Below are 23,371 nucleotides of genomic sequence, written 5' to 3' on the forward strand. Positions count from 1 at the left end.
GAGGGCCTAAACAGGCCCTCTCTTTTTGCACTTAGGACTCAGCGACTATAGCCTGCGGTCTATGCTGATGGGGCTCCCCTTCAGTTACATCGTGTTCACGTACGCTCGCGACCAGGCGCTCACCCACCCCACGACCAAAGCGCCCCCACAACAAAGCCACAGAGCAGGTATAGAGCACGACAGCGCTGAGGAAGACTATTGCATAGCCGCTACGTGTGATGAGTAGCCCGCCCAGTGGAGTCGCTAGGCCGTTTGCGATGTAGAAAGCAGCCTGATATGTACTATTCGCGACCCCCCGATGCTTCCGCGAGACGGTCTCCATTGAGAAAGCCTGGAAGACGCCATTCCCCATATCCATTAACCCCTGGCGCAACAGATAAAGAGGCGCGAGTAACGGAAGAAATGTCACCAGACCTATGACTAACAAGATTGGGATACTCCCCGCGCGTGTGGCGACGATGGTATTTACGCGCCCAATACGCAAGACAAAGAGCGGGGCTACCAGGGTCAGCACGGCATTGAGCGCATTCGCGCCACCATCAATAGAGCCGAAAAGCGCAGGCGATGCGCCCAGATAGTGAACAAAATAGAGATTGAAATAAGGAATGAAGAGACCAGCGCCAAAACCTACCAGCATCTGGACCACTACCAGCACGGTAATCGGGTTGACAATCAGTGCACGCGCGTCAATCTCACTCCAGCGCTGAAATACCACCTCCATGCGTACCCGCCAGGGTACCTGCTCACGCACCAGGGAGGTTGTAGCAGAGCGTGCCTGAGACTCTTCGCGCAAGAGGAAGAGAGGAAGAAAGCTAGGTATGGCTATGATTCCCGCGAAGAGCAATGAGAGCTGATATGCCCTCGCTTCTGGCTGACTCACCAGGGCCACGCCTAACCAGCCCGGCAACGGACCCATAAGCCAGGCGTTCGCGCGTAGCCAGACAGGCAAAGCACCTCCAAGTAACTCTCCAAGCACCGTCGTTGCCAGCGTCACAACAATGTTAAAGCTAAAGAGGAGCGAGCGCTCTTCCTGCGAGCTATTACGCGTCAGGAAAGGCGCATTTACCACCAGAATAAACGCGCCTGCCACGCCCGCGATCAGACCGCTGAGCAAGAGAAATAGTGGCTGGCGAAACAAAAATTGCCCTGCACCTGCCACACCAATCACGACGCTTGCCCAGATCAGGATGGCCTTACCACCAAAACGATCAATACAGAGGCCTGCGGGAAAAATCGCGACACCCGCTCCTACCGTCGTCATAAAGAGGAGCAGGCCCACAAAGTCAGTCTTATACCCTAATGATACCAGGTAGAGGTTATAGAGCACCTGAATGATACCAATCGTCATCCCACTGAGAGCATTGCTTATCAGATACAGGCGCGCGTTACGCTGAAAGCGGCCAAACTGCCGCACATACTCAACGAGAAGTGACATTGCGTACTTGCTGCGCCAGCAGACGCTCTCTTTGCCCATCCTCGGCTGCCACCGGGATCTCAGGGGCCTGCGCTTCTAGCAACGCTCGATAACCAGGGCTCTTGAATTCTCTTCCTTTGTCATCGATCAAGGGCGATTCCTTGGCAACCTTTTCGCGTTGCATCAAACCCGGTAGGAAAAGCGCTTTGAGCACGGTTTGCGCCTGGACAGTACGCGCACGCACCTCAATGATGCCCTTCGCGGCCTTGTCAGCGATGCGTACAGTCTTCTCATCGACCGTCTGCACACCTGCTGGTACCTTAGCGAGCGCACGTACAACACCATTCTCGTCCTCGGCAATGGGCTGTCCCTGCTTGGCTTGCTGTATGGTTTGATTGGCATTATCAACCACTGGTCGCACAGACTGAACCAGCTTGCTCTTCTCTCTCAGCCAATCCAAACCAAAAGCCATAGCAATATTAAGAGCCAAGGAGACCACGACCAGCACCAGGATAAAGAGGCAGATGATAATGGCAGAGATTCTCCCTCCCATCTCTATAATAGGATTGATACCTAGAATCAACCTCATATTAATCTCCTCCCCCACTTGCGCGTATTTCCTCGGCCTGCTGGAGGATGCGCTCCTCGTATTTACTCTTCTTACTACCTTTGCCAAAGAAGACCTTAAGCATCTCACCTGCAGCCACAGCCCCAGCGGTGGCACGTACACCTGGAGCAACCACCAGTTCAGAGGCCAGGTTCGAGACAGTGCTTACAATCGAGGCTGTATGACCCGCTGTCTTGGCCGTATCCTGAACAATGCCAACCGTTTCTTGTACCGATGACACAAGTGGCTTCACTTCATCGCGCACTGTAGCAATCGCGCGAATTAACGAAGCAACCCAGTAAATCTGCATAAAGGTCGCGACTACGAGAATAGCAGCCAGCAACATCAAGAAGATATAGACTGTTTCAAGCAAGACACCGAACCATGCCGCTGCAATAATGCAAACGGCAAGCACGGCAAATATTACAGCGCCCGCGATGAGCGCATTCCTCATTGCACCCCGCATAATAGCCTCCCATACAATTGTTTAGTAACTCTGTTTCATTATAGCGCATGAACTGAACGTGGTTAATGTAAATTTTCGCTAGCCCTTGGGGCCCTGGCTTTCTGTTACAGTAAAGTGCCTCATTAGACAAAAAGTTTCCCCACTCTTAATACGCACAGCAGGCCTCTATGGTCTACACCTTTACCACCTTCTACGCCAAACACCCCATAGGAATCTAATAATTAAGACGTATTCCGATGTAGGCAAGATAATGATCAGGACGCTAGCCTGTCACCAGTTTTCGGGCACATCCGTACTATACACTAGAAGAGGTAATTAGCAAACTTTCGAAATAACGCATGGATATGTTATGTAGAGGAGATCTATTACATGACACTGTTATCATTTCCCCTCTCGGATCTTGTGATTATGACAGGAGACGTGCTGGGATATCATATTCAGATCACGATAGGCACACTGATCGTCTGGTCTCTCGCCCTTATAATAAGCCTGGTCGCTGAGTTTCTAGTTGGCTGGCGTCTCCCTTATGGGATTCTTGGAGCATTTATTACAGGGCTCCTGGGAATCTGGCTAACTACTGAGGTTTGGCACTTCACTCTACCTCTCGATTTTGTCTTTCACGATATTCCACTTCTGAAAGCGTTTGTTGGCGTACTGGCTCTTGTCACCCTCTGGCACCTCATAACCTTTCCGCTCTGGCGCAAACGCAGCCAACGTTCACGGCGTCTTGCCAGCGCCCGCTAGAAATTTGTCATTGGTTTCGCGCGCAAAACATACTGGGCTCAGGATTTCCATATATGCTATAATGACATTCGCGAATACAAAATCGCCACAGCATGCCCTCCTTTCTGTCCTGCCAGGTCTGACGGCAATAGACACATATATATACAATACACTCTGAGGTTTTCTTGTGCCGACCTTTGTGACTTTTACTATTAGTGCCTTTGTGACTTTTTTGACAATTATCGATCCCGTTGGCCTGGCCCCGGTCTTTGTTGGTCTCACGTCACATCTCTCTAGCACACAACGTCGCGCCATTATCGCGCGTGCTACCATTATTAGCGCCATCATTATCGCCTTCTTCGCCATTGTTGGGCGCCTCTTGCTGGAGCGCCTGGGCATCTCACTATATGCCTTCAATATCGCTGGCGGTATCTTACTCTTTATGGTCGCCATCGATATGCTCTTCGGTCGCCCCTCTGGGGCTCGCGAGACCAAAGAAGAAGAGGAAGAGGCTATGACTCGCGAGGATATTAGCGTATTTCCACTCGCCATCCCACTTATCGCGGGTCCTGGCACCATTGCTACGACCATTCTCTATGTGGGCCAGGCCTCGGCACAACCCATCTTACTGCTAGCCGTAACCTGTGCAATTGTCAGCGCATTAGCTCTGGCGTGGATCGCTATGCGTAGTAGTTCCTGGATCATTCAGCGTGTTGGTCGTACCGGTATCATGGTCTTCTCACGTATCCTGGGTATTCTCCTGGCTGCGCTCGCCATCCAGTTTGTGCTCAATGGCGTGACCACTTTTGCCCATACGAGCGGTTTTCTGAAATGAATTCCCATTTTCTCTTGGCATTCCTTGCCATTTCGTCTAGCTTAAGGCATATCTGCGACATTCAGCGCTTCCATTCGTAATCTATTCAAGCCTTTATTCGTTACGATATATAAAGATAAGATATTCCACGCGACTCAAACACAAACTGTCGCTTCAGAAACAGGCAAGAGGAGCGATAGATTAATATTAGCAGAAGGAGGCGGCACTTTCTCTTATTCAGAGATAATTTGCCGCGCAGAGGTGAAGAGAAGCACTATAACACGCTCGACCGACATGCATACCGCGAATGCCAGGCTTAGCTATCAGGTAGCGCTCGCACACTATCGCTCGCGTCGTGGATTGGACCGTGTAACCTGGGTTACATGGTTATTAGTTATAGGCACATGCGCCCTTTGGGGATACACCGCGTATCAGGCTGCTCTAGCTGCTGGAGCTCATACCTGGCGAGGTGTGCTTGAACATATTCAGGCTAATGCGATCTCTATCCAGGCTGGAGACGATGCAGCTCTCACACAGGGGCTCATCGCATATGGCGCGAAATATAATCCAGCCATCATAGAGCAACATGAGTACTGGCGCTTTCTGACACCAATGTTCTTGCATGCTAACGCGCTACACCTAGCAATCAATATGCTTAATCTCCTTATGCTAGGCGTCTTTCTTGAACGCTTACTCGGGCATATGCGTTATCTGCTTATCTACCTGATAGCAGGTATTGTAAGCGTGGTCGCCAGCTTCTACTTCGCGCCTGAGGAGGTAAGTATAGGGGCTTCGGGTGCGATCTTCGGTCTGGTAGGAGTCTTTAGCGTATTTATTATTACGCATCGACGCGCCTTTCCTGCTGGTGGATTGTTCTCCATTCTCTTTCTCATTGTTATTATTGGTATCAATCTCGGCGTCGGTTTCGTTATTCCTAACGTCGACAATTACGCGCATCTGGGCGGTTTACTTAGCGGTTGCCTGCTTGGCTGGTTCTTTAGCCCACTCTATCGCCGCCAGTCCACCTATACAGTTGTGGATTGCCACAGCCTGGCTCGGCGCTGGCCCTTGGCACTGTTGACAATCTTAGGTACACTGATACTTACAATCATTTCCCTATATCTAATCGGGGCAAAAGCATAACGGGAAGCACATTCTCGCACGCTACCTGGTTCTCTTGGAGGATACTTGTGGAAGCACAAATAGACATACAGACGTATCTTGAACAGGGTCGACAAGCCCTGGCCCAGGGTCGTCCTCGCGAAGCGGCTATCGCCTATGCTCATGGCGCTCAGATAGAGTCCGATAATCCTCAAATTCACCTTGGGCTGGCAGAGGCCAATCTTGGGCTGGGAAGCTATGGGGTGGTACAGATGGCATGCCGTCGCGTGCAGGAATTACAGCCTTCAGGTGGCCTGGAAAGCAGGCTCGCGCAGGCACTTCTCGATCTGCTCGACAGACGCTATGAGCGCGCGCTCCAGAATACGGATGCCGTCATCAGCGAGAATCCAGGCATTCCCTATGCACATGCGTTACGCGCTCATCTGTTACGTGCCATGGGGCAAACATATGATGCGAATCTTGCTCGAGCCCGCGCAGCCCGCAGTTCATTCGGTGGACGCTTCGAGAACTGTTTCCCCACTATTGAACCACTAACACCTCCAGAGCCAAAACTCAATGGGCAGAGTGCGAGCCCGGCACAAATCATGGGAAATGGGGCCAGAGAGCGTGATGCTGTTCCTTCGTGGTCACGCCCAAATCCGTTCCAGCGTCGTATGATACGCACACGCTTCACACTCGGCCAGATGCCTGGGATCATCACCTATATCATTATTGCACTCAATTTTGTGGCCTTCCTGCTGGTGAAGTTTGCCGCCAGTCTCTTCCTCTCCCTGATAGATACGCCAGCGTGGTATATCGTTTCTATCTTTGTGACCTCCGATATAATTTCGCTCCTTCTGGGCGCGTTTACGCTCTTCTTCGTAGGGCGCGCTATTGAAGTCATCTATGGGAAATGGCGCTATATTGTCATCTATCTCGCTTCCGGCATTATTGGTGGCCTTGTTAGCACCTATATAGTTGGTGGGGCCACGACAGGTATGTCTTACGCGATGTTTGGCATCTTTGGCGCGTTGGGAACCTTCTACTTCGTCAATCGCCGGGCCATGGGTGGCTTTGGGCAGGGCGCATTCCAACAATGGCTGATCTTCGCCGCGCTCTATGTCGCCTTGAGCATTATCCCTTCTCTGGGTGGACAGAGTGGCTTTCCCTGGGGTTTGATTGCCAGCTTAATCGGCGGGATGCTGGTAGCGTTCCTCGTCGCTCCTCGTCAGAGACGCAACATGTTCTAAGGCACCGCACGCCAGAGATGCTCAACATAGTTCGCATCTCTGGCTTTTCGCCCGTTGCTTGTTGCCGGTCCCATTACACTGAGTAATAGGAAGTCGAGCTTGCAATCTCGCTGTGACCCGGCTGAGTCACAAAAGTCGCCTCCACGCTCTAAAGTTGTCGCCAGTGAGCGTGGCCGGGACGATCCTATCCATGCCCTTTACCCCCCTGCTCGGCTTCCAAACCTTCCTCTTCACCTACCATTCAACGCTCTGAGAGAACCTTCACCTATTCCCTCCTTTGATAGAGCACCAATTTATACGTTATCTCTGCTGTAACATATAAATCGGTCGCGATTTTGAGAGAAGGAAAGGATATGTCTCTGGATACTCCCTCTTCACATTTCTTCCCGACCACTGAAGAGGTTACATTTAAGGCGGTAACATCAAGCGATGCGTCCAGTACTCGCCACCTACCAATGAAGATGGCTCGCTTAATCTCTATGGTAGGACTTGGCGCTGCGCTATTACTACCACTAAATGCCTGCGATAGCCTGGGGGAAACGGTCCCTTGCCCTGTCCCAACAGAGAGTAGCTCACCTGTAGAGGATGACACTCCAACTGTAAGCTGTACCACTAGCAATGGCTCACATTACCTGTGGATACGCAACCGGGGCGGTTGGGTGCCTAGCGATGATGGCGTAAACCCACGACCAGGAGCGCGTGGTGTCGGTGGCGATGGCGGCAATGGTAGTCACGGCGGGACGGGAGAGGGTGGGCATGGTGGGGTTGGTGGAGAAGGTGGACATGGGGGTGGTGAGGGTGGCTAATATATCCATGAATTATGCGAATAGGCCTGATTTCGCTCAGCATTATCAACAATGGAGGCGGTCTTATTATGACCGCTTCCCCGAATTCTGGGGCACGCTTCCTGGAGCAGGTGTTGAGGAATACGCGCTCTATAGCGCGCTTACAGTCTCGCAGGAACATGCGCAGGAACTCCGAAGCGCGAGCACCCGCTTATACACCCTCATGACACGCCTGGCTACTCTGCTACAACAGGGAAACGGACAGGCTCTTCTTGAACTAGGCATTCCTCTTCAGGCCCTTCCATACTGCCAGACCCTCATTCCAGATATGGCGGCGGTGATGTGTGGGCGGTTCGAGTTCGTCATGACAGCACAGGGTCCCAAGCTACTGGAATTCAATGCCGAGACTCCTACCTTTGTCATTGAACTCTTTCATATGAATGGGCAGGTCTGTGCCGACTTTGGCCTACAAGATCCAAACCCCGGTTGCCAGGTACAATTAGCCCAGGCTTTGCGGGCTTCGATCAAAGCAGGGCTCGACTGGCTTGAACCAGCGCATTCTGGCAAAGCCCATGTTGTCTTTAGCGCCTATGCCGACCGTAAAGAAGAGCGCGCTACAGTCGAATATTATCATAACGTGCTCACAAAGTTTATGGTAGATACCTATCGAACGTCGTTTTGTGGGCTTGATCAGTTACGTGTCACTCATGATGGGCTGCTGACCGCCGATGGAGAGCGGGTAGATGTTCTTTACAAGCTTTATCCAACCGAGCATTTGATGCTGGATGAAGCGCCAGATGGCTCGCCCGTTGGTCTGGCTCTAATGGATCTGGTTCGCAAACGCCGTCTTGCAGTTATCAATCCACCAGTCTCCTTTCTGCTGCAAAATAAGGCCCTGGTGGCCCTCCTCTGGGCCTTACACCTGGTAGGAAGTGAGATCTTCTCATCCACAGAGCACGCCTGGATTGAGCAATACGTTTTACCAACCTACCTTGATCCTCTTGACGCGCAAAATCGCCCAGTGTTTGCGGGCAGGTTTGTTGTAAAACCTATTTACGGTCGGGAAGGTGTTTCCATCACCATTCGCGATAGCCATGAGGTGCTTGACATGAGTGAATCAAACCTATATGGAAATCAGGGCATGGTGTATCAACAATATGTGGAGCTTCCAACCACAACCATCCAGACAGAGATGGGACGCACCGAAGTCAATCTGGTGCATAACTGCTTCGTGGTCGCGGGTACGCCTTCCGCAATTGGCGTTCGCGCCTCGCGCAGACGCATCTTTGATGACAATGCCTACTTTCTTCCCATCTGTTTACCAATCTAGCAGACATAAACTACCTGGGGTATGGGCAACATGAAAGCTCTCATGCCTCATGCCCCATCACGTCGGCGTCTACTAGATCTGCGACGATACGCCCGGAGAGCAGGACCAGAGGGATTCCCCCACCTGGATGCGTGCTGCCGCCTGCATAATAGAGTCGTTCAACCTCCCGTGAGCGGTTGCCAGGACGAGTAAAGGGAGCCAGGCGCGCGTTAGAGGAGAGGCCATAGATAGAGCCAGCGTTCGCGCCATAGAGACGCCAGAAGTCCTCTGGGGTCAACATCTCTTCGCAGATAATATGCTCACGCAAATCATCCAGACCTGCCTGTGCGTTATGCGTGAGCATATTGAGAATATGCTCACGATATACCAGGGCCTCGCGTTGCCAATCGCTTGCATTAGCTCGCTTTTTAAAGATAGGATACTCGCACACACCGAAAACGGGTAACCACCCCTAGCGACGACGCGCGTAGAAGGCTAGCAGGAGCGCTGAGAGGAACGCACAGATCACCCCGCCATAATAACCATGGGTCAGATCAACTATCCCAAACATAAACAAGCTACAGGCAAAGAGCAGGCGCGGTAGCCAGAATGCCATGCGAGGTGGCTCAATACGCGGGCGCGGAACTGGCGCGAACTGGCGATCCACCAGCCATATGCAGAAGGTGCCAAGCACAAACCAGCCCGCAAAGTTCTGCAAGGGAATGTGGTAGAAGAAGCTGGCATCATATACCCAACGCCAGTACCCCGTAATTCGCGCCGCGACCGGCTCAATGGCACCATCCAGCAACATCACTGCCAATCCCGCCAGTAGCACATCAACAGTACTGAGCCGCAAACCCGGTCGTCGAGAACGAAACCAGCTATAAACCCCAAGGATAATTGTCACCCAGGCAAATAGAACTGGAAGCGGCACACCGCCCGGCAATGTGGGGAAGAGAATCGATGTATAACTATAGTGACCAAAGGGGAAGCCTGTGTTCACCCCCAAAGTTTCCACCAGAAAGGAGAGCACGAGTACGATGAAGCCAGCCCCCAGGGCTCGTCGCATACTATAAACCAGCGCCGCCGCCATGAGTATTAGTATTCCTTCAAGATAGAGCAACAGGCTTGCCGCCCAGTCCATTGAGAAAGGAGGCTTAACATCAAAACCAACGCCTATCACCGCCAGGGCATAGAGAAGGCAAAAGATACCAAAAAGCAGGCGCAAGAGCCGTATATGGGGTGATACAGGTCTTCTCCAGCCTCGACGCTTCAGTGAGAGACGCATACGCTCAGGCTCTCCTTATTCCGGGCCTCGCTCTACAGTGGCGACGATACGCATATAGCCACTCCCCTTGAATACAGTCTGCATAGCTCCGGTTGTGACATCCATGGCGTACAATGCATTATCGGCATAACAGGTCAATACATGCTCGCTGGCCCATGGTCCCAGTTCGACGAAACGCGCCGTGGTGAGTGCCAGGACCCCAGGCGTCTCAGCATGCACCTGTCCACCTTTAGTCTTCACTTGGGTGGTATAGAGTGCGCTGTGGCGTGTAAATGGAGCCTGATCATCGCTGGAGAAGATGGCGTAGACAAGTGTATGCCCATCTGTTGAGAGCCGAGGCGACATTACCCAATGATACTCGGCGGTGTTATCCAGTCCATGCTGCTCCGGTAGAAGGACCTGTGCTTTCTCCAACCCCTTATCCTGCCCCCCAAGAGTCGCGAGCGCCAGACTATTAGGGTTATTCTGCGAAGCGATATCGCCAGGGACACTATTATCCGTTGGCGCAGGCACCACGCCGCTATATGTTGAGTAGAGTAGAGCACCGCCATTCGGTGTTATAAGCAATGGCATCTGAGAAGTATCATCGCCAAGTAAGAGTATAGGGTCTTCCGCGAGTGTGGGATCTTCCTCCGAAGGAAGATTGAGTGACCACAATCCATATTGGGCGGCGTGAGGATCGCCCCGGTCATCAGTCAACAGAAGTTGTTGTGGCTCTTGTTGCTTATCACCTTCTAGAAATGAGAAAGCACGGTAGCAGGGGCAGTTCGAGTTCAACCGCTGGTAGACAAGCTTTCCATGCCCCAACAGCCCTTCATAAATATTGACGGTTCCATTGCCGCTTTTGGGTACGGTGCTCCAGGCTAACGAGCGCCCATCACGACTCAAGATCAGCGAAGTGACGACCTGATCACTCGCCACAGACTCTACTTGCTTGGAAAATCCACCAAAAATATTGCTTAACCAGATTCCCTCGTTGCCCACGTACAGGATTTGCCCCACCGGAGTGACCTGGGGCGTGATTGAGAGATTGTACATATAACCTGGCGCGTCCAGTTTCATGGGCGTTCCCCCGCTCAACTGAACTGCATATAAGCCATCTTGGGCCTCATAGACAGCATACTGGTCACCCGCAACCTGCAATGGCTGACTCGCCTTCTTTCCGGAGAATTGAAAGAGATCATTATCATCGCTCTGTATTGTCGGGCTGGGTAATAAGGGCAGTTGAGCGGTTGTAGTAGCCTCTGTGTTTTGAGCGGCCTCCGCCTCATGTTGGCTCAGTTCTGCGAAGAGTTGCGCCGTCAAAACGACCCCAAGCAGGCCAACAAGGGCCAGCAAGGCGCCTATGCTGATACGAGTTGAGCGCGGCAAGCGCGGAGGAATAGGTTGTAAGTTGTTACTCTTATGATTCTGTGGCGTCTCAGGTGGACTATCCATATGCTGCGTCAATCTTTTCTCTGCTCCACATATCCTTCTTAGCGCCTACCAGTATACATGAAAGCGCTTCAAGGCGCTACTTCTGGACAAACGACCAGGTGTATTCAAACCTTAACGCGCCTGCTCTATCTTCGGTTCGTCCAGCGAGGAGAAGCGCTGGACAAATGCCAGTGAGCGTTCCTGGACCTCCACGCGGTCGTGATCCTTCATTACAACATGGTAGGAGTTTCTCAGGATAATCAACTGCTTGTCGCGCGTACCTAATAAACGGTAGATCTCATGCCCATCACGCACTGGTACTACATGGTCATGTTGCGCGGCCATGACCAGAACCGGCACGCTAATCTGAGGCAACTCTTCACGCAAACGTGGCAAATAGAGGAGCATGCTCTCAACGGAGGCCATCGGTGTCCAACGATACACGTTCCTTGTATAGTGCTTACGCGCATGCGCATCGCTCAAATCCTCACGCAATGTTGGCAGAAGCGGCGTGATCCGTCTTACCATGCGTATCGCGGGTAACATCCAGGAGCGCATGAACAATGGCGCGCACATCGCGATGACACCCGCGACCTCCTCATGGGCCGCGATATGCAGGCAAAGCGCGCCTCCTAAAGAATGTCCAATGAGAAAGACCTGATCACAATGCAGCTTAAAGGCTCGCACGGTCTGTTGCAAGGCTGAGGCCCAATCCTGCCAACCTAGTGCTAGCAAATCCCGCACCTGCGTCCCATGCCCAGGAAGAAGGATATTCTCAACCAGCAGGCCACGCGCCCGAAAGAGATGCTCCAGATCTTCCATGTCAGTTCGGTTGCCATTGAGGCCATGTACCAGTATGATCCCTACTTTGGAATGCTCAGGTCCCTTAAGCGATAGCTCGCTCCCATCTAACCGATCCTTGAATTCCACATTTTCCATAAAAAGCGCCTCACGTCTCCGTACGCTCGCAAGTTCCTGGCTACACTCTCCTTCACAGTCTGATAACTACCGTATCCAGGCCAGCAAACGCGTATCACGCATTACTATACATAATGACGATCAAATTAACTTTTTGGATACACGCTTGACAGAAGACACGGAAATGAATGCCTCCCTGTAATAGTACTCATTGTCTTCACAGCCGGATAGTGCTATAGTTCTGTTCATATACGCGACCTCTTTCACATTTCAGAGATTGATGTATATTGTGTGGTGGAGGGGATTATTCAGCGATGTACCCCATGTTTTCGCGCGGGAGGCTCCTCCCACGGTCATAGAGCAATTCAGGATATCAGAGAGTCGAGGTCTTCTACTATGGAATTCGCGACCAGGGCCATTCACGCCGGGCAAGAGCCCGATCCGACGACCGGCGCGATTATGACGCCCATCTATCAGACTTCAACCTATGCCCAGAGCGGCATGGGCGAACATAAAGGGTATGAGTATGCTCGTACTGGCAACCCCACCCGCACTGCGCTTGAGGACTGTATCGCCGCGCTCGAAAATGGACGCTATGGCCTGGCCTTTGCCTCAGGTCTCGCGGCGGAGAGTGCTGTATTAAGCCTCCTGAGTGCTGGCGACCATATCGTCTCCTGTGATGATCTCTATGGTGGCACCTATCGCATCTTTGATCGCATTATGAGCCGCTACAATGTCGAGACGAGCTATGTCTCAGCCAATCAAGTTGCTGACTATGAGAAAGCCATTCGTCCTAACACCAAACTTATCTGGCTGGAGACACCTACCAATCCCTTGCTCAGTCTGGTAGATATCCGGGCAGTGGCTGAGATCGCGCATCGTCACCACATTTTCCTGGTGGTAGACAATACTTTCTCTAGCCCCTACTTCCAGCGCCCTCTCGACCTGGGAGCGGATATCGTGCTCCATAGCACAACCAAGTATATCAATGGACATAGCGATGTCGTTGGTGGCGCTCTGGTCATGAATGATCAGGAACTCTATGAGTCAATCAAGTTCCATCAGAACGCCGCAGGGGCCGTGCCCGGTCCTTTCGATGTCTGGCTGACACTGCGCGGTATCAAGACCCTGGCGGTCCGTATGCGCCAGCATGAGGAGAACGCCCGCGCCGTCGCGCGGTTCCTTACGGAGCATTCAAGGGTTGAGAAGGTCTACTATCCTGGTCTATCCTCACATCCTGACCATGAGCTTGCGAAGCGTCAGATGAGCGGCTTCGGCGGGATGGTCTCCTTCCAATTCAAGGGTCAGCTCTCAGATGTCGAGCAGGTCGTGCGCCGCTTCCGCGTCTTCACCTTTGCCGAGAGCCTGGGTGGCGTTGAATCACTGGTCTGCCATCCCGCCAGCATGACCCACGGCTCCATTCCAAAGGAGATTCGTGAGGCTCGCGGTCTGACCGATACTCTGTTACGTCTCTCGGTTGGCATTGAGGATATCTCGGACCTGTTGCGCGATCTGGAACAGGCACTTGCCTGATCACTTAACAGCCAGCACTTTACGCATGAGATGCAGTCTGGATCACGGGCTGCATCTCGCGATGCGGAGCAAGGTCAGCAGAAGGAAACATATCCTGAATGTATAGGTTGTTTGACATCTCTCAGCGACTTCTGCTATAATCATTCCGCACTTACCCAATCCGACACAAGTGTCGGATATTTTTTGTGCAAGTCTCTTATACCTGACCGAAGACCCGAGCTTATAGCGCTCGCCGCAGGTAGCGGCGCCGTGCCCTCGTATGAGGGTTGGCTTTCGCATAAGACTTTACCCCTTATCCGGAAACCCGAGCGCATGAGCGCTAGCCGCTGATCAGGCGGCGCCGTGCCCTCGTATGAGGGTTGGTTTTCGCATAAGACTCTAGTATACGTCGTACTTGCTCACACATCTTTAAGAAGAGGCAATTTTCGGGGAGGAAGTTTACTCACATGCCAAACAATGCCTCTGCGGAAAAGCGCATGCGCCAGGAACAGAAGCGCCGCGCACACAACCGCAGCGTAAAATCAAAGGTAAGAACCACTATTACCAAGGCTCGCACCTCCATCGCTAGCGATGCTGTCGAGTTTGAAGCCTCACAGGAAGCCGTTCGCGCCGCTATCAGCGAGCTCGACCGCGCCGCCAAGAAGGGCGTCATCCACAAGAACAATGCTGCTCGCCGCAAATCGCGCCTGATGAAGCAGCTCAACGCAACCAACGTTTCCGAGAATTAAAATCTGCGCCACTGCTCTGCCATCTTGACTGTCCACAATCGATGAGCACTGAGCGCACCAGGAGGTTTAAGGGATGGCTGACCAAAAAGTCGTAACGAAGCCAGCAGGGCGGGCGCTACTGGCCGCTGTCGAGAGTGCTCAGTTACGCAAAGATATTCCCGAGATCCAGTCAGGCGATACCGTTCGCCTACAAGTGAAGGTTGTTGAAGGTACCCGCGAGCGCCTCCAGCCATTCGAGGGCGTTGTTATGCGCCTGCGTGGCAGTGGCGTGAACCGCAACTTCACCGTTCGCCGTATCACCAATGGCGTCGGCGTCGAGCGTACCTTCCTGATCAATTCTCCCCGCATTGACAAGATCGACGTTCTGCGTCATGCACGCGTCCGCCGCGCGCAGCTCTACTACCTGCGTGGCTTGACCGGTAAGGCCGCTCGCCTGAAGGAAATTCGCCCGATGACCAGCAAGCAGGCCGCTGAGAAGGCCGCTAAAGCTGAAGCTCGTGCCGCCGCTCATGCAGAAGACTAAGAAATCTTCACCCACACTCGTAGAAGAAATGGCCCTGTTTGAACAGGGCTATTGCTTTGTTGCCGGACTCGATGAGGCGGGCCGAGGCTGCCTCGCCGGTCCGGTCGTGGCTGCGGCGGTCATCCTGCCTCTCGATGCTGATCCTGCTCCCACTCTCGAACGCTTCCTGGGCGTCAACGATTCCAAACAGTTGACGGAGGCCGCTCGCGAGCGCCTTTATGATGTCATTATGCAGCACGCAACCTCTGTTGGCGTGGGCATCGGCTCCGTTGAGATGATCGATAAGCGCAATATCCTTCAGGCCACACTTCAGTCTATGCGCTCCGCCCTCTCCCAACTTACCCCCCCAGCACAGGCTATGCTCCTCGATGCCGTGAAACTCCCCGATATCCCCTTCCACAACGTTCACTGACCAAAGGCGATTCTCGCTGCCTCTCCATCGCCGCCGCGTCCATTATCGCTAAGGTGACACGCGACCGCCTGATGTGCCAGCTACATGAGGAACATCCTCTCTATGGCTTTCAGCAGAATAAGGGCTATGGCACTCCAGACCACCTCGCGGCCCTGAAACTCTATGGCGCAACCCCCCACCATCGCCGCAGTTTCTCCCCCATTCGGGAGATGCTTTATGGCCTCTTTCCAGATTTAGATAGCTAATCAGGCATATATCATACATACAGCTTTTTTGATAAATACAATATATGCTTGACTTTCGGATGAAATAAATTCTACACTAAATATGAGAGTGAGCGATATTAAAAATCGTTTATCATCGTTCGCTTGCTAGCAGGATCAACCAATGGGTACGCATTTACGAGTGTAATGGGCACACCCTGAAGAAGAAGCACTCTTGCATTCTCTACAACAGAAAGAAGAGGCAACGCTTGAAACAATCCTTGCTATCCCGCTTACTACCAACACGCTCCACATTACTGCTCGGCGGCTCCCTTCTGGGCCTGGCTGGACTCTCCTTCGCCATTACCGAGAAGACCTCCCAATCCGCCAGCTATCAATCAAGTACTAGCCAGTTCCATGAGTTCTGGCAGCAGAGCGGCAGACAGGACTTTTCGTCCTGGATCTTTAATAGCGCCACTATCGCCAGCGATGGCTCTCTACGTCTCGCGCCCGGTAGCGGTTATCAGAACTGCTATGCGGCCTACATCGATGGGGGACGCGCGAGCTATGACAATAAGGCGCGGATCTGCGCCGGGCGCGATCCCTTCGCCGCTGGTGCTTACAATCAACAGAACTACTATAATGGAGGCCAGTTCTACTACGGTGCGGCTGTCTCTCCCATCCATAACGCGGCCCAACCTATCAATAGCCTCATTCCCTCCTGGAACGCGACGACACCCACAGGTACATGGATACAGACCCATGTCCGCATCCTGGTCAGCGGTAACTGGTCACGCTGGTATAAGCTGCCTATCTGGGCTAGCGACTTAAATACAGTCAAGCGTCACAGCATCGATGGACAGGATGATGGCTTCGGCACCGTCGATACTGATACCTTCAGGACAAAGGGCTATACTGTGACATCCTATCAACTGGCGGTCACACTCTGTACCACCTCGCTCAACACCTCGCCAAGCGTCTATCGCTTGGCGGCGGTCGCGTCTCATGAGACGGATGCTCAGTATACACCACAGGTCAACTCTGATCAGGGCGCATGGGGCAAGAATCTAAATGTGCCTCAGCGCTCGCAGATGCTCGCGGAGTATAAAGGGAAGGACTACGGCGGTGGCGGCGAGGTCTGGTGTAGCCCCACTTCCACCAGCATGGTGCTGGCTTACTGGTCCAGTGTCCTAAACCGACAGGATCTCGTACAAACCGTTCCCGATACCGCGCGCGATACCTATGATTTCACCTATCAGGGCACAGGCAATTGGCCTTTTAATACCGCATACGCTGGCTCCAAGGGCCTGACAGCATATGTGACGCGCATGTACTCCATGAGCCAGATCGAGCAGTGGATCAAAGCCGGAGTGCCTGTCATCATCAGTATTGGCTTCCGCGCTGGCGAACTTCCAAAATCGCCTGTTTCCAGCACTGATGGGCACATCATAGTGGTGCGTGGCTTTGCCTCCAATGGTGATGTGATTGTGAATGATCCCGCTGCTGCGTCAAATGATGGTGTACAGATCACCTATAACCGTCAGGCGCTTCAGAATGCCTGGCTGCGTTCCTCTCACGGCACTGTCTATATCATCACGCCTGAGAATTGGCAGGTACCAACCGCCAATCGCCTGACCAATTGGTAAAACTATAGCCCATGAAAGCTAGCCTCACCCTTCTTGCCAGGCTAGCTTTCACTTCTTTCTCCACACCTTCTTGAGTGGGCCGCTATGCGGGCCAGGGCAGCCAACAAGGCAGAATTATAAATCGCTATCCTTGACTTTATAGATATTTCTTTCTACACTGTAGAGTATGCACGCATCTTACCCACAATAGTAACCGTCCTTCCACGACTACATGACTTGAACGGGTCTATTCCCGCACGCGACTCTGTTCACTCTGTCGTTGATATTCCCAAAGAAGGGTTTGTACATGCGACTATTTTCTCTGTCCAAGAAACCTATTTCTCTCTTGAGAATCTCCTTTGGTAGCCTGCTCGCGCTGCTGTGCCTCTCGTTGCTAACAGTCCAACCTGTCCATGCAGCCTCACAGGCCGAGACGCCTTCGCAGTACGACGAGTTCTGGCAGCAAGACTCATATCACGACTTCTCAGCCTGGACATTCAATGGAACCAGGGCCACTCTGACAGGAGACCTCAAGCTTCAACCCTCATCGAAGCTCACCTGTTCTTCCGGGGACATCGACGGTGGAAGTGCCTCATTTGATGCCTCCAAACGCCTCTGTGCTGGCACCGATCCCTACGCCCCTGGCACATATAGCCCGGACTACAACTACTATAATGGTGGCTCGTTCTACTTTGGTACCGTCACCTCTCCTGTCCATACCACAAAGCAGCCCTTTACGACAGCGGTTGCTTCTTGGAACGCAGAGACGCCTGCCGGAACCTGGATTGAGACGCATATCCGCGTGCTGGAGGATAATGCCTGGACAGGTTGGTATAAGCTTCCCATCTGGGCCAGTGACTTCAGCGCGATCAAGCGCCACAGCATCGATGGACAGAACGACACAGGCGGCGGGATCGCGACCGATACCTTCTACACTAACGATACCCCCGCGACCGCCTATCAGTTAAGTCTGACCTTCTTTACAACTTCACCCTCGGTGACGCCATCAGTGCGCCGGGTCGCAGCCTTTGCCTCATACGACTCTGACCCGAAGAATACGCCACAGATCTCACCCGATACAAGCGTCTGGGGCAAGAGCTTGAACGTTCCCCAGCGTTCACAGATGCTACCCGAATATGAAGGGCTGGGCTACGGTGGTGGCGGCGAGGTCTGGTGTAGTCCCACCTCAACCAGCATGGTCATGGCCTACTGGTCTAATGTGCTACATCAACCCGCGTTGACACAAACAGTGCCTGATACTGCACGCGATACCTACGACTTTACCTATGAAGGTACAGGCAACTGGCCCTTCAATACCGCCTATGCCGGTAGTCATGGCCTGCACGCAGTGGTGACGCGCCTCTACTCTATGAGTCAGATCGAGCAATGGGTGAAATCTGGCGTGCCCGTTGTGATCAGCATCGCATATAAAAAGAATGAGCTTCCAGGCACGCCCATTCCTAGCTCCAATGGACATCTGCTGGTCGTCAAAGGCTTCGCGGCCAACGGCGATGTCATCACCAATGATCCAGCCGCTGCGACCAATGAGACGGTACAGATCACGTACAATCGACAAGCCATTCAGGATGTCTGGCTAAAGTATTCAAGTGGGACATCATATCTCATCTACCCTGAGCACTGGCTGGTTCCTCAGAAGAACCGCCTCTCAAACTGGTAAACGTAAGTACTAGAGAAGAGAGGGTAGCCGCGCTTGGAGCGTAGCTACCCTCTCTTCTTGCTTTTATAGCAGTTTCTATTCTCATATGGACAAACTTGTCTACAAGAAAGGATTGACCCTTGCGGGACGCTTCTTCGCTCACCTATGGCGCCCTTCTGCGTACCTATCTCGGCCCCCAGTGGCGGCGTATGTGTATTGTGACCTCCCTGCTGCTCATAATCCTGGCTTTCCAGTTGATTAATCCCTATATCTTACGCTACTTCATTGATACGGCACTGAGTGGGGGTCAACAAACATCTCTACTGCTAGCAGGCTTTCTCTTCGTTGGACTGGCCCTGCTCAATCAAGGTGCCACCATCTACGAGACCTATGTCAGTGAGAATGTGGCCTGGACGGCGACGAACCGCCTACGCGCCGATCTTGTAGCACATTGCCTGCGCCTGGATATCGCTTTTCACAAGTCACACACCTCGGGCGAGCTGATCGAGCGTATTGATGGCGACGTGGACGCGCTTGCGACCTTCTTCTCACGCTCGTTTGTGCTTATCGCTAGTAACACGCTACTCATCGTCGGTCTGATTGTGGTCCTTTTCCAACAGCACTGGCTGGTAGGGCTGGTCATGGGAATCTTCGCACTAATCGCGACCTATATTCTGCTCCGTATGCGCTCTTTCGCCATTCGTGCCGAAACGCTTGAGCGCCAGAAGGATGCCGAATTCTATGGCTTTCTGGGGGAGCAACTCGCCGGGACAGCCGATATGCGCGCCAATGGCGCGACGTTCTATGTGCTCTGGTGCTTCTATCTGCTCTTGCGCTCCTGGTATCCCGCCAATCGACGTGCGGCTCTGATGCGCTTCTCCGTCTTTGTGACGACTATCGCGGTCTTTGGTGTAGGAAACGCCGTGGCGCTCGCGCTTGGTGCCTATCTCTGGACACAGCACCAGATCACACCGGGCATGGTCTACTTCATTTTCTACTGTACAAACTTGCTCAATCAGCCCATTGATCAGATTCGCCGCGAGCTTCAGAACTTACAAAAAGCAGGAGCTGGCATTGAACGTATCCGCTCTCTCTTCAATATCCAGCCTGCCATTACGGATGCGGATGTTCCAATAACGCTCCCAGACGGCCCCCTGGCCGTCTCATTCCAGCACGTCACCTTTGGCTATAACGCGGATGAGGCTGTATTACGCGATATCTCATTTGATCTGGCACCGGGCCATGTGCTAGGGTTGCTAGGCCGCACCGGCAGCGGCAAGACGACGACGGCCCGCCTGCTACTTCGCCTCTATGATGTTCAGCAGGGCGAGATTCGCCTCTCCGGCGTTCCTTTACGCGCGACAGGTCTGACTGATCTGCGCCACCATATTGGGATGGTCACCCAGGATGTACAGCTTTTCCATGCCAGTGTGCGCAACAATCTGACCTTCTTCAATGCCAGTGTTCCCGATAGCCTTATCCTAAGCACACTGGAAGATCTGGGATTAGGCCCCTGGCTCCGTTCGCTACCCGCCGGTCTGGATACAGAGCTTGGCTCGGATGGTGAGGGGCTCTCGGCAGGTGAGGCCCAACTTCTGGCCTTTACCCGCGTCTTCCTGGCGAATCCGGGACTGGTCATTCTGGATGAGGCCTCGTCACGCCTCGATCCCGCCACCGAGCAACTGATTGAGCGAGCCATCAATAAGCTACTGGATGGACGCAGCGCGATTATCATCGCTCATCGCCTGGGAACTGTTCAGCGCGCCGACGAGATTCTGATTCTCGAAGATGGTGGTGTGCTTGAATATGGCAAGCGAGCCACCCTGGCGAGCGATTCCACTTCCCGCTTCTACACATTGCTTCAAACTGGCCTAGAGGAGGTGCTGGCATGAGAAGCCTTCCCCAAACCTATCTGTCGCTCAAGACGTATCAATACCTCTGGCGCTTGATGTGCTACCGACCCTGGCTCTACCTGTTGAATGCGATCCTCTGGATATGCATTCATATGCTCCCCTTACTGCCAGGGCTAGTCGCGCAACAGTTCTTCAACGCGCTCACGCGTACAGGTACTCTTAACGGCGAAATCTGGCTCTTCATCGCGCTCCTGGTGGCAATCGCGCTAGGACATGCGACTCTTTTCTTCTTTGGTGGGCTGGTTGATAACCTGCATCGCTTCTGTATGTCCAACATCCTACGTCATAATCTACTCAAGCGCGTTCTAGAGCGGCCCGGTGCGCGTGCCGTTCCCTATTCTCCTGGCGAGGCCATTAGCCGCTTTCGTGACGATACTCAACAGGCGGAAGATGCGATTAGCTGGACGCTTGATAGCATCGGGCAATTCCTCTTTGCGCTGGTTGCGATCATTATTTTGCTACGCATTAATGTGGAGATTACGCTCCTGGTCTTCCTCCCTCTGGCAAGTATCGTTGCGATTACGCAGATGTTGGGTAAGCGACTGATCAAGTATCGTCAGGCCAGTCGGCAGGCTACGAGCAAGGTTACCAGCGCCATCGGCGAAATCTTCTCAACGGTGCAGGCTATCCAGATTGCGGCGGCGGAAACCAATGTCCTGAACAATTTCCACACCCTGAACGAGCGACGGCGCGTTGCGATGCTGAAAGATACCGTGCTCACGCAGACGCTCGGCTCTACCTTTGCCAATGTTGTCAGCCTGGGGACGGGCCTTATCATGATCCTGGCGGCGCAGTCTATGCATGCACGCAGCCTGGACGTAGGTGATCTGGCTATCTTCATCTACTATCTGGCCTTTGTGACAGACTTCGTGCGTTTCTTTGGGGCTTTCCTGGCCTTCTATGTTCAGACTGGTGTCTCTTTTGGACGCATGCATACGCTCTTACAAGGTGCACCCGCCGAGCGCCTGATCGAGCCACATGCGCTTCATCTCAGTGGCCCGGAGCCGGAACTACCATCCCTTCCAATCACCAGCGAGAAGCTAGAGGAACTGAACGTCCAGGATCTAAGCTATCACTATCCTGAATCCGGGCGTGGTATCGAGAATATTGCTCTCCATATACGCCGGGGAACACTAACCGCCATCACAGGTCGCATCGGATCGGGGAAAACTACTCTGGTCCAGACGCTGCTTGGTCTACTGCCACATGAGGGTGGCACTATTCACTGGAATGGTTCGCTCGTAGATGATCCCGCGTCTTTCTTCGTGCCGCCCAGAAGCGCCTACACACCCCAGGTACCGCGCCTCTTTAGCGCGACGCTACGCGAGAACATCCTGCTTGGTCTCTCGCCAGAAGACGCGCGCCTGGAGCGCTCTCTTCAGCAGGCCGTGATGGAGCGAGATATCACTATGCTCGAAAATGGCCTGGATACCCTGGTCGGTACACGTGGCGTCAAGCTTTCTGGTGGGCAAATGCAGCGCTCGGCGGCGGCGCGCATGTTCGTACGCGAGCCAGCGCTTCTGGTCTTCGATGATCTCTCAAGCGCTCTCGATGTCGTAACCGAGCAGGCAATGTGGGTTCGTCTGGATGAGCTGTTGCGCCAGGGAGAAGTCACCTGCCTGGTCGTCTCACATCGACGCTCTGTATTACAACGCGCCGATCACATCATCGTCCTCAAAGAGGGCAAGATTGACGCGACCGGGACGCTCTCTGATTTGCTCGCGAACTCTGAGGAAATGCGTCAGCTCTGGCGCGGTGAAGCCGTGTAAATTGCCTTCATAGCTCCCCAAAGCCCTCTCAAATCCCCCTCTGAGCATTGCTGGTGCTCAGAGGGGGAAAGTCCCATGCGCTTGCCTCACCCCTGCACATACTGCTATAGTGGAGAGAAAACGGTGGATGAGAGGAACTCATGTCTGACTATATCTGGGGTCGCAACCCCATCCTGGAAACCCTACATTCGGTACGCAAAGTCAAGCGTATTCTGCTCGCTGAAGGCAGCAAACGTGAGGGCTCGGCTCTTACAGCTATTATCCAGGAAGCCCAACAACGCCATATTCCAGTAGATATGGTACCACGCGCGCGCCTCGACCAGATGAGCAAGGGAGCGGTCCACCAGGGCTGCCTCGCCATTGTCACGGAGCGCGAGTACGCCAGCACTGATGATATTCTGGCTCTGGCTGAACGTCGCGGTGAGCCGCCTTTTCTCTTGCTCCTCGATTCCATTCAGGATGTTAACAATCTAGGCTCGCTACTGCGCACGGCTGAGGCCGCAGGGGTCCATGGTGTGATCCTTCCCGAGCATCGTGCTGCCGAGGTGAACGCGACCGTTGTCAAAACTTCAGCCGGGGCCACCGAGCACATCTTAATCGCGCGCGAGACCAATCTGACGCGCACTATTGATTACCTGAAGCAACAGAATATCTGGGTCGTGGGCCTGGCAGGCGAAGGCACGACACTCTATACTCAGGCTAATCTGACCGGTCCCCTCGCTATCGTTGTTGGCAATGAAGGTAAGGGCATGGGACGCCTGGTCCGTGAGCACTGCGACGTGCTGGTTAAACTCCCTATGCATGGCTATATCAACTCACTCAACGCGGCGGTCGCGGGTAGTATCTCACTGTATGAGGCCCTGCGCCAGCGCACTCTGACGCCAAAATAAATGGCGGTTATGGCGGACCTCGCCTAT

23 protein-coding genes are annotated in these 23,371 nt (G+C 53.3%); 16 read left to right on the forward strand and 7 right to left on the reverse strand.

The window, feature by feature from the left end; all coding sequences use genetic code 11:
- Window positions 1-31: 31 nt before the first annotated feature.
- Genes K3T82_RS07730 through K3T82_RS07740 form a run of 3 tightly spaced genes read right to left on the reverse strand, consistent with a single transcriptional unit; the run spans window position 32 to window position 2,487 of the window.
- Window positions 32-1,435, reverse strand: coding sequence for an MFS transporter (locus K3T82_RS07730; RefSeq protein WP_220192904.1), 1,404 nt, complete (start codon window positions 1,433-1,435; stop codon window positions 32-34).
- A complete protein-coding gene (locus K3T82_RS07735) occupies window positions 1,419-2,003 on the reverse strand; it encodes a hypothetical protein (protein WP_220192905.1) in 585 nt (194 codons plus the stop codon). Before K3T82_RS07735 ends, K3T82_RS07730 begins: the two co-directional genes overlap by 17 nt.
- A 1-nt stretch (window position 2,004) precedes the next feature.
- Window positions 2,005-2,487: a hypothetical protein gene (locus tag K3T82_RS07740; RefSeq protein ID WP_220192906.1), complete on the reverse strand. Its 483-nt coding sequence runs from the start codon at window positions 2,485-2,487 to the stop codon at window positions 2,005-2,007.
- A 369-nt stretch (window positions 2,488-2,856) separates the two neighbouring features.
- Here K3T82_RS07740 and K3T82_RS07745 point away from each other — a divergent pair, with 369 nt between their 5' ends.
- The 6 genes from K3T82_RS07745 to K3T82_RS07770 all read left to right on the forward strand — a co-directional run bounded on the left by K3T82_RS07745 (window position 2,857) and on the right by K3T82_RS07770 (window position 8,490).
- The gene (locus K3T82_RS07745) at window positions 2,857-3,231 is read left to right on the forward strand and encodes a hypothetical protein (RefSeq protein ID WP_220192907.1); all 375 of its coding nucleotides are present in this window, start codon (window positions 2,857-2,859) and stop codon (window positions 3,229-3,231) included.
- A gap of 166 nt (window positions 3,232-3,397) precedes the next feature.
- Window positions 3,398-4,045 carry a MarC family protein gene (locus K3T82_RS07750; protein ID WP_220192908.1) on the forward strand — a complete coding sequence of 216 codons (648 nt, stop codon included), beginning with the start codon at window positions 3,398-3,400 and terminating at the stop codon, window positions 4,043-4,045.
- Window positions 4,046-4,318: 273 nt separating this feature from the next.
- Window positions 4,319-5,167, forward strand: a complete 849-nt coding sequence (locus K3T82_RS07755; RefSeq protein ID WP_220192909.1) for a rhomboid family intramembrane serine protease — start codon at window positions 4,319-4,321, stop codon at window positions 5,165-5,167.
- 47 nt (window positions 5,168-5,214) lie between these two features.
- Entirely contained in the window at window positions 5,215-6,375 is a 1,161-nt protein-coding gene (locus K3T82_RS07760; RefSeq protein WP_220192910.1) for a rhomboid family intramembrane serine protease, read from the forward strand.
- A 353-nt stretch (window positions 6,376-6,728) separates the two neighbouring features.
- On the forward strand, window positions 6,729-7,181 hold the full coding sequence (locus K3T82_RS07765) for a hypothetical protein (RefSeq protein WP_220192911.1): 453 nt from the start codon (window positions 6,729-6,731) through the stop codon (window positions 7,179-7,181).
- Between the two features lie 7 nt (window positions 7,182-7,188).
- On the forward strand, window positions 7,189-8,490 hold the full coding sequence (locus K3T82_RS07770) for a glutathionylspermidine synthase family protein (RefSeq protein WP_220192912.1): 1,302 nt from the start codon (window positions 7,189-7,191) through the stop codon (window positions 8,488-8,490).
- A 40-nt stretch (window positions 8,491-8,530) separates the two neighbouring features.
- Here K3T82_RS07770 and K3T82_RS07775 read toward each other — a convergent pair whose 3' ends face one another.
- The 4 genes from K3T82_RS07775 to K3T82_RS07790 form a co-directional block, all read right to left on the reverse strand.
- Window positions 8,531-8,920, reverse strand: a complete 390-nt coding sequence (locus tag K3T82_RS07775; protein WP_220192913.1) for a phytoene desaturase family protein — start codon at window positions 8,918-8,920, stop codon at window positions 8,531-8,533.
- A gap of 21 nt (window positions 8,921-8,941) precedes the next feature.
- Entirely contained in the window at window positions 8,942-9,757 is an 816-nt protein-coding gene (locus tag K3T82_RS07780; RefSeq protein ID WP_220192914.1) for a carotenoid biosynthesis protein, read from the reverse strand.
- A 15-nt stretch (window positions 9,758-9,772) separates the two neighbouring features.
- Window positions 9,773-11,194 carry a hypothetical protein gene (locus K3T82_RS07785; RefSeq protein ID WP_220192915.1) on the reverse strand — a complete coding sequence of 474 codons (1,422 nt, stop codon included), beginning with the start codon at window positions 11,192-11,194 and terminating at the stop codon, window positions 9,773-9,775.
- A 111-nt stretch (window positions 11,195-11,305) separates the two neighbouring features.
- Window positions 11,306-12,112: an alpha/beta hydrolase gene (locus K3T82_RS07790; RefSeq protein ID WP_220192916.1), complete on the reverse strand. Its 807-nt coding sequence runs from the start codon at window positions 12,110-12,112 to the stop codon at window positions 11,306-11,308.
- 351 nt (window positions 12,113-12,463) lie between these two features.
- On the opposite strand from K3T82_RS07790, the gene K3T82_RS07795 reads away from it, so the two are divergent.
- The 10 genes from K3T82_RS07795 (at window position 12,464) to rlmB (ending at window position 23,344) form a co-directional block, all read left to right on the forward strand.
- Window positions 12,464-13,624, forward strand: a complete 1,161-nt coding sequence (locus tag K3T82_RS07795; protein WP_268886652.1) for a cystathionine gamma-synthase — start codon at window positions 12,464-12,466, stop codon at window positions 13,622-13,624.
- Between the two features lie 446 nt (window positions 13,625-14,070).
- Window positions 14,071-14,352 carry a 30S ribosomal protein S20 gene (rpsT, locus tag K3T82_RS07800; RefSeq protein WP_220192918.1) on the forward strand — a complete coding sequence of 94 codons (282 nt, stop codon included), beginning with the start codon at window positions 14,071-14,073 and terminating at the stop codon, window positions 14,350-14,352.
- 73 nt (window positions 14,353-14,425) lie between these two features.
- Window positions 14,426-14,875 (forward strand): 50S ribosomal protein L19, encoded by a 450-nt coding sequence (gene rplS / locus K3T82_RS07805; RefSeq protein WP_220192919.1) that lies wholly within the window; start codon window positions 14,426-14,428, stop codon window positions 14,873-14,875.
- Window positions 14,862-15,287 carry a ribonuclease HII gene (locus tag K3T82_RS49030; protein ID WP_220192920.1) on the forward strand — a complete coding sequence of 142 codons (426 nt, stop codon included), beginning with the start codon at window positions 14,862-14,864 and terminating at the stop codon, window positions 15,285-15,287. The genes rplS and K3T82_RS49030 overlap by 14 nt, the downstream gene beginning before the upstream one ends.
- Before the next feature lie 53 nt (window positions 15,288-15,340).
- The gene (locus tag K3T82_RS49035) at window positions 15,341-15,532 is read left to right on the forward strand and encodes a ribonuclease HII (protein ID WP_268886621.1); all 192 of its coding nucleotides are present in this window, start codon (window positions 15,341-15,343) and stop codon (window positions 15,530-15,532) included.
- A 227-nt stretch (window positions 15,533-15,759) separates the two neighbouring features.
- Window positions 15,760-17,136, forward strand: coding sequence for a peptidase C39 family protein (locus K3T82_RS07820; RefSeq protein WP_236031045.1), 1,377 nt, complete (start codon window positions 15,760-15,762; stop codon window positions 17,134-17,136).
- 286 nt (window positions 17,137-17,422) lie between these two features.
- Window positions 17,423-18,793 carry a C39 family peptidase gene (locus tag K3T82_RS07825; RefSeq protein ID WP_220192921.1) on the forward strand — a complete coding sequence of 457 codons (1,371 nt, stop codon included), beginning with the start codon at window positions 17,423-17,425 and terminating at the stop codon, window positions 18,791-18,793.
- Between the two features lie 119 nt (window positions 18,794-18,912).
- Entirely contained in the window at window positions 18,913-20,664 is a 1,752-nt protein-coding gene (locus tag K3T82_RS07830; RefSeq protein ID WP_236031047.1) for an ABC transporter ATP-binding protein, read from the forward strand.
- A complete protein-coding gene (locus K3T82_RS07835; RefSeq protein WP_220192922.1) occupies window positions 20,661-22,454 on the forward strand; it encodes an ABC transporter ATP-binding protein in 1,794 nt (597 codons plus the stop codon). The genes K3T82_RS07830 and K3T82_RS07835 overlap by 4 nt, the downstream gene beginning before the upstream one ends.
- 140 nt (window positions 22,455-22,594) lie before the next feature.
- Window positions 22,595-23,344, forward strand: coding sequence for a 23S rRNA (guanosine(2251)-2'-O)-methyltransferase RlmB (gene rlmB, locus K3T82_RS07840; protein ID WP_220192923.1), 750 nt, complete (start codon window positions 22,595-22,597; stop codon window positions 23,342-23,344).
- Window positions 23,345-23,371: the final 27 nt, after the last annotated feature.

Source organism: Ktedonospora formicarum (assembly GCF_016587355.1).
Taxonomy (GTDB): Bacteria; Chloroflexota; Ktedonobacteria; order Ktedonobacterales; family Ktedonobacteraceae; genus Ktedonobacter; species Ktedonobacter formicarum.

Excerpts from the sequence above, each read along its gene's own strand:
- K3T82_RS07730 (WP_220192904.1), bottom strand. The coding sequence starts at position 1,435 with ATGTCACTTCTCGTTGAGTATGTGCGGCAGTTTGGCCGCTTTCAGCGT.
- K3T82_RS07735 (WP_220192905.1), bottom strand. The coding sequence starts at position 2,003 with ATGAGGTTGATTCTAGGTATCAATCCTATTATAGAGATGGGAGGGAGA.
- K3T82_RS07740 (WP_220192906.1), bottom strand. The coding sequence starts at position 2,487 with ATGCGGGGTGCAATGAGGAATGCGCTCATCGCGGGCGCTGTAATATTT.
- K3T82_RS07745 (WP_220192907.1), top strand. The coding sequence starts at position 2,857 with ATGACACTGTTATCATTTCCCCTCTCGGATCTTGTGATTATGACAGGA.
- K3T82_RS07755 (WP_220192909.1), top strand. The coding sequence starts at position 4,319 with ATGCATACCGCGAATGCCAGGCTTAGCTATCAGGTAGCGCTCGCACAC.
- K3T82_RS07765 (WP_220192911.1), top strand. The coding sequence starts at position 6,729 with ATGTCTCTGGATACTCCCTCTTCACATTTCTTCCCGACCACTGAAGAG.
- K3T82_RS07770 (WP_220192912.1), top strand. The coding sequence starts at position 7,189 with ATGAATTATGCGAATAGGCCTGATTTCGCTCAGCATTATCAACAATGG.
- K3T82_RS07780 (WP_220192914.1), bottom strand. The coding sequence starts at position 9,757 with ATGCGTCTCTCACTGAAGCGTCGAGGCTGGAGAAGACCTGTATCACCC.
- K3T82_RS07785 (WP_220192915.1), bottom strand. The coding sequence starts at position 11,194 with ATGGATAGTCCACCTGAGACGCCACAGAATCATAAGAGTAACAACTTA.
- K3T82_RS07790 (WP_220192916.1), bottom strand. The coding sequence starts at position 12,112 with ATGGAAAATGTGGAATTCAAGGATCGGTTAGATGGGAGCGAGCTATCG.
- rpsT (WP_220192918.1), top strand. The coding sequence starts at position 14,071 with ATGCCAAACAATGCCTCTGCGGAAAAGCGCATGCGCCAGGAACAGAAG.
- rplS (WP_220192919.1), top strand. The coding sequence starts at position 14,426 with ATGGCTGACCAAAAAGTCGTAACGAAGCCAGCAGGGCGGGCGCTACTG.
- K3T82_RS49030 (WP_220192920.1), top strand. The coding sequence starts at position 14,862 with ATGCAGAAGACTAAGAAATCTTCACCCACACTCGTAGAAGAAATGGCC.
- K3T82_RS07825 (WP_220192921.1), top strand. The coding sequence starts at position 17,423 with ATGCGACTATTTTCTCTGTCCAAGAAACCTATTTCTCTCTTGAGAATC.
- K3T82_RS07835 (WP_220192922.1), top strand. The coding sequence starts at position 20,661 with ATGAGAAGCCTTCCCCAAACCTATCTGTCGCTCAAGACGTATCAATAC.
- rlmB (WP_220192923.1), top strand. The coding sequence starts at position 22,595 with ATGTCTGACTATATCTGGGGTCGCAACCCCATCCTGGAAACCCTACAT.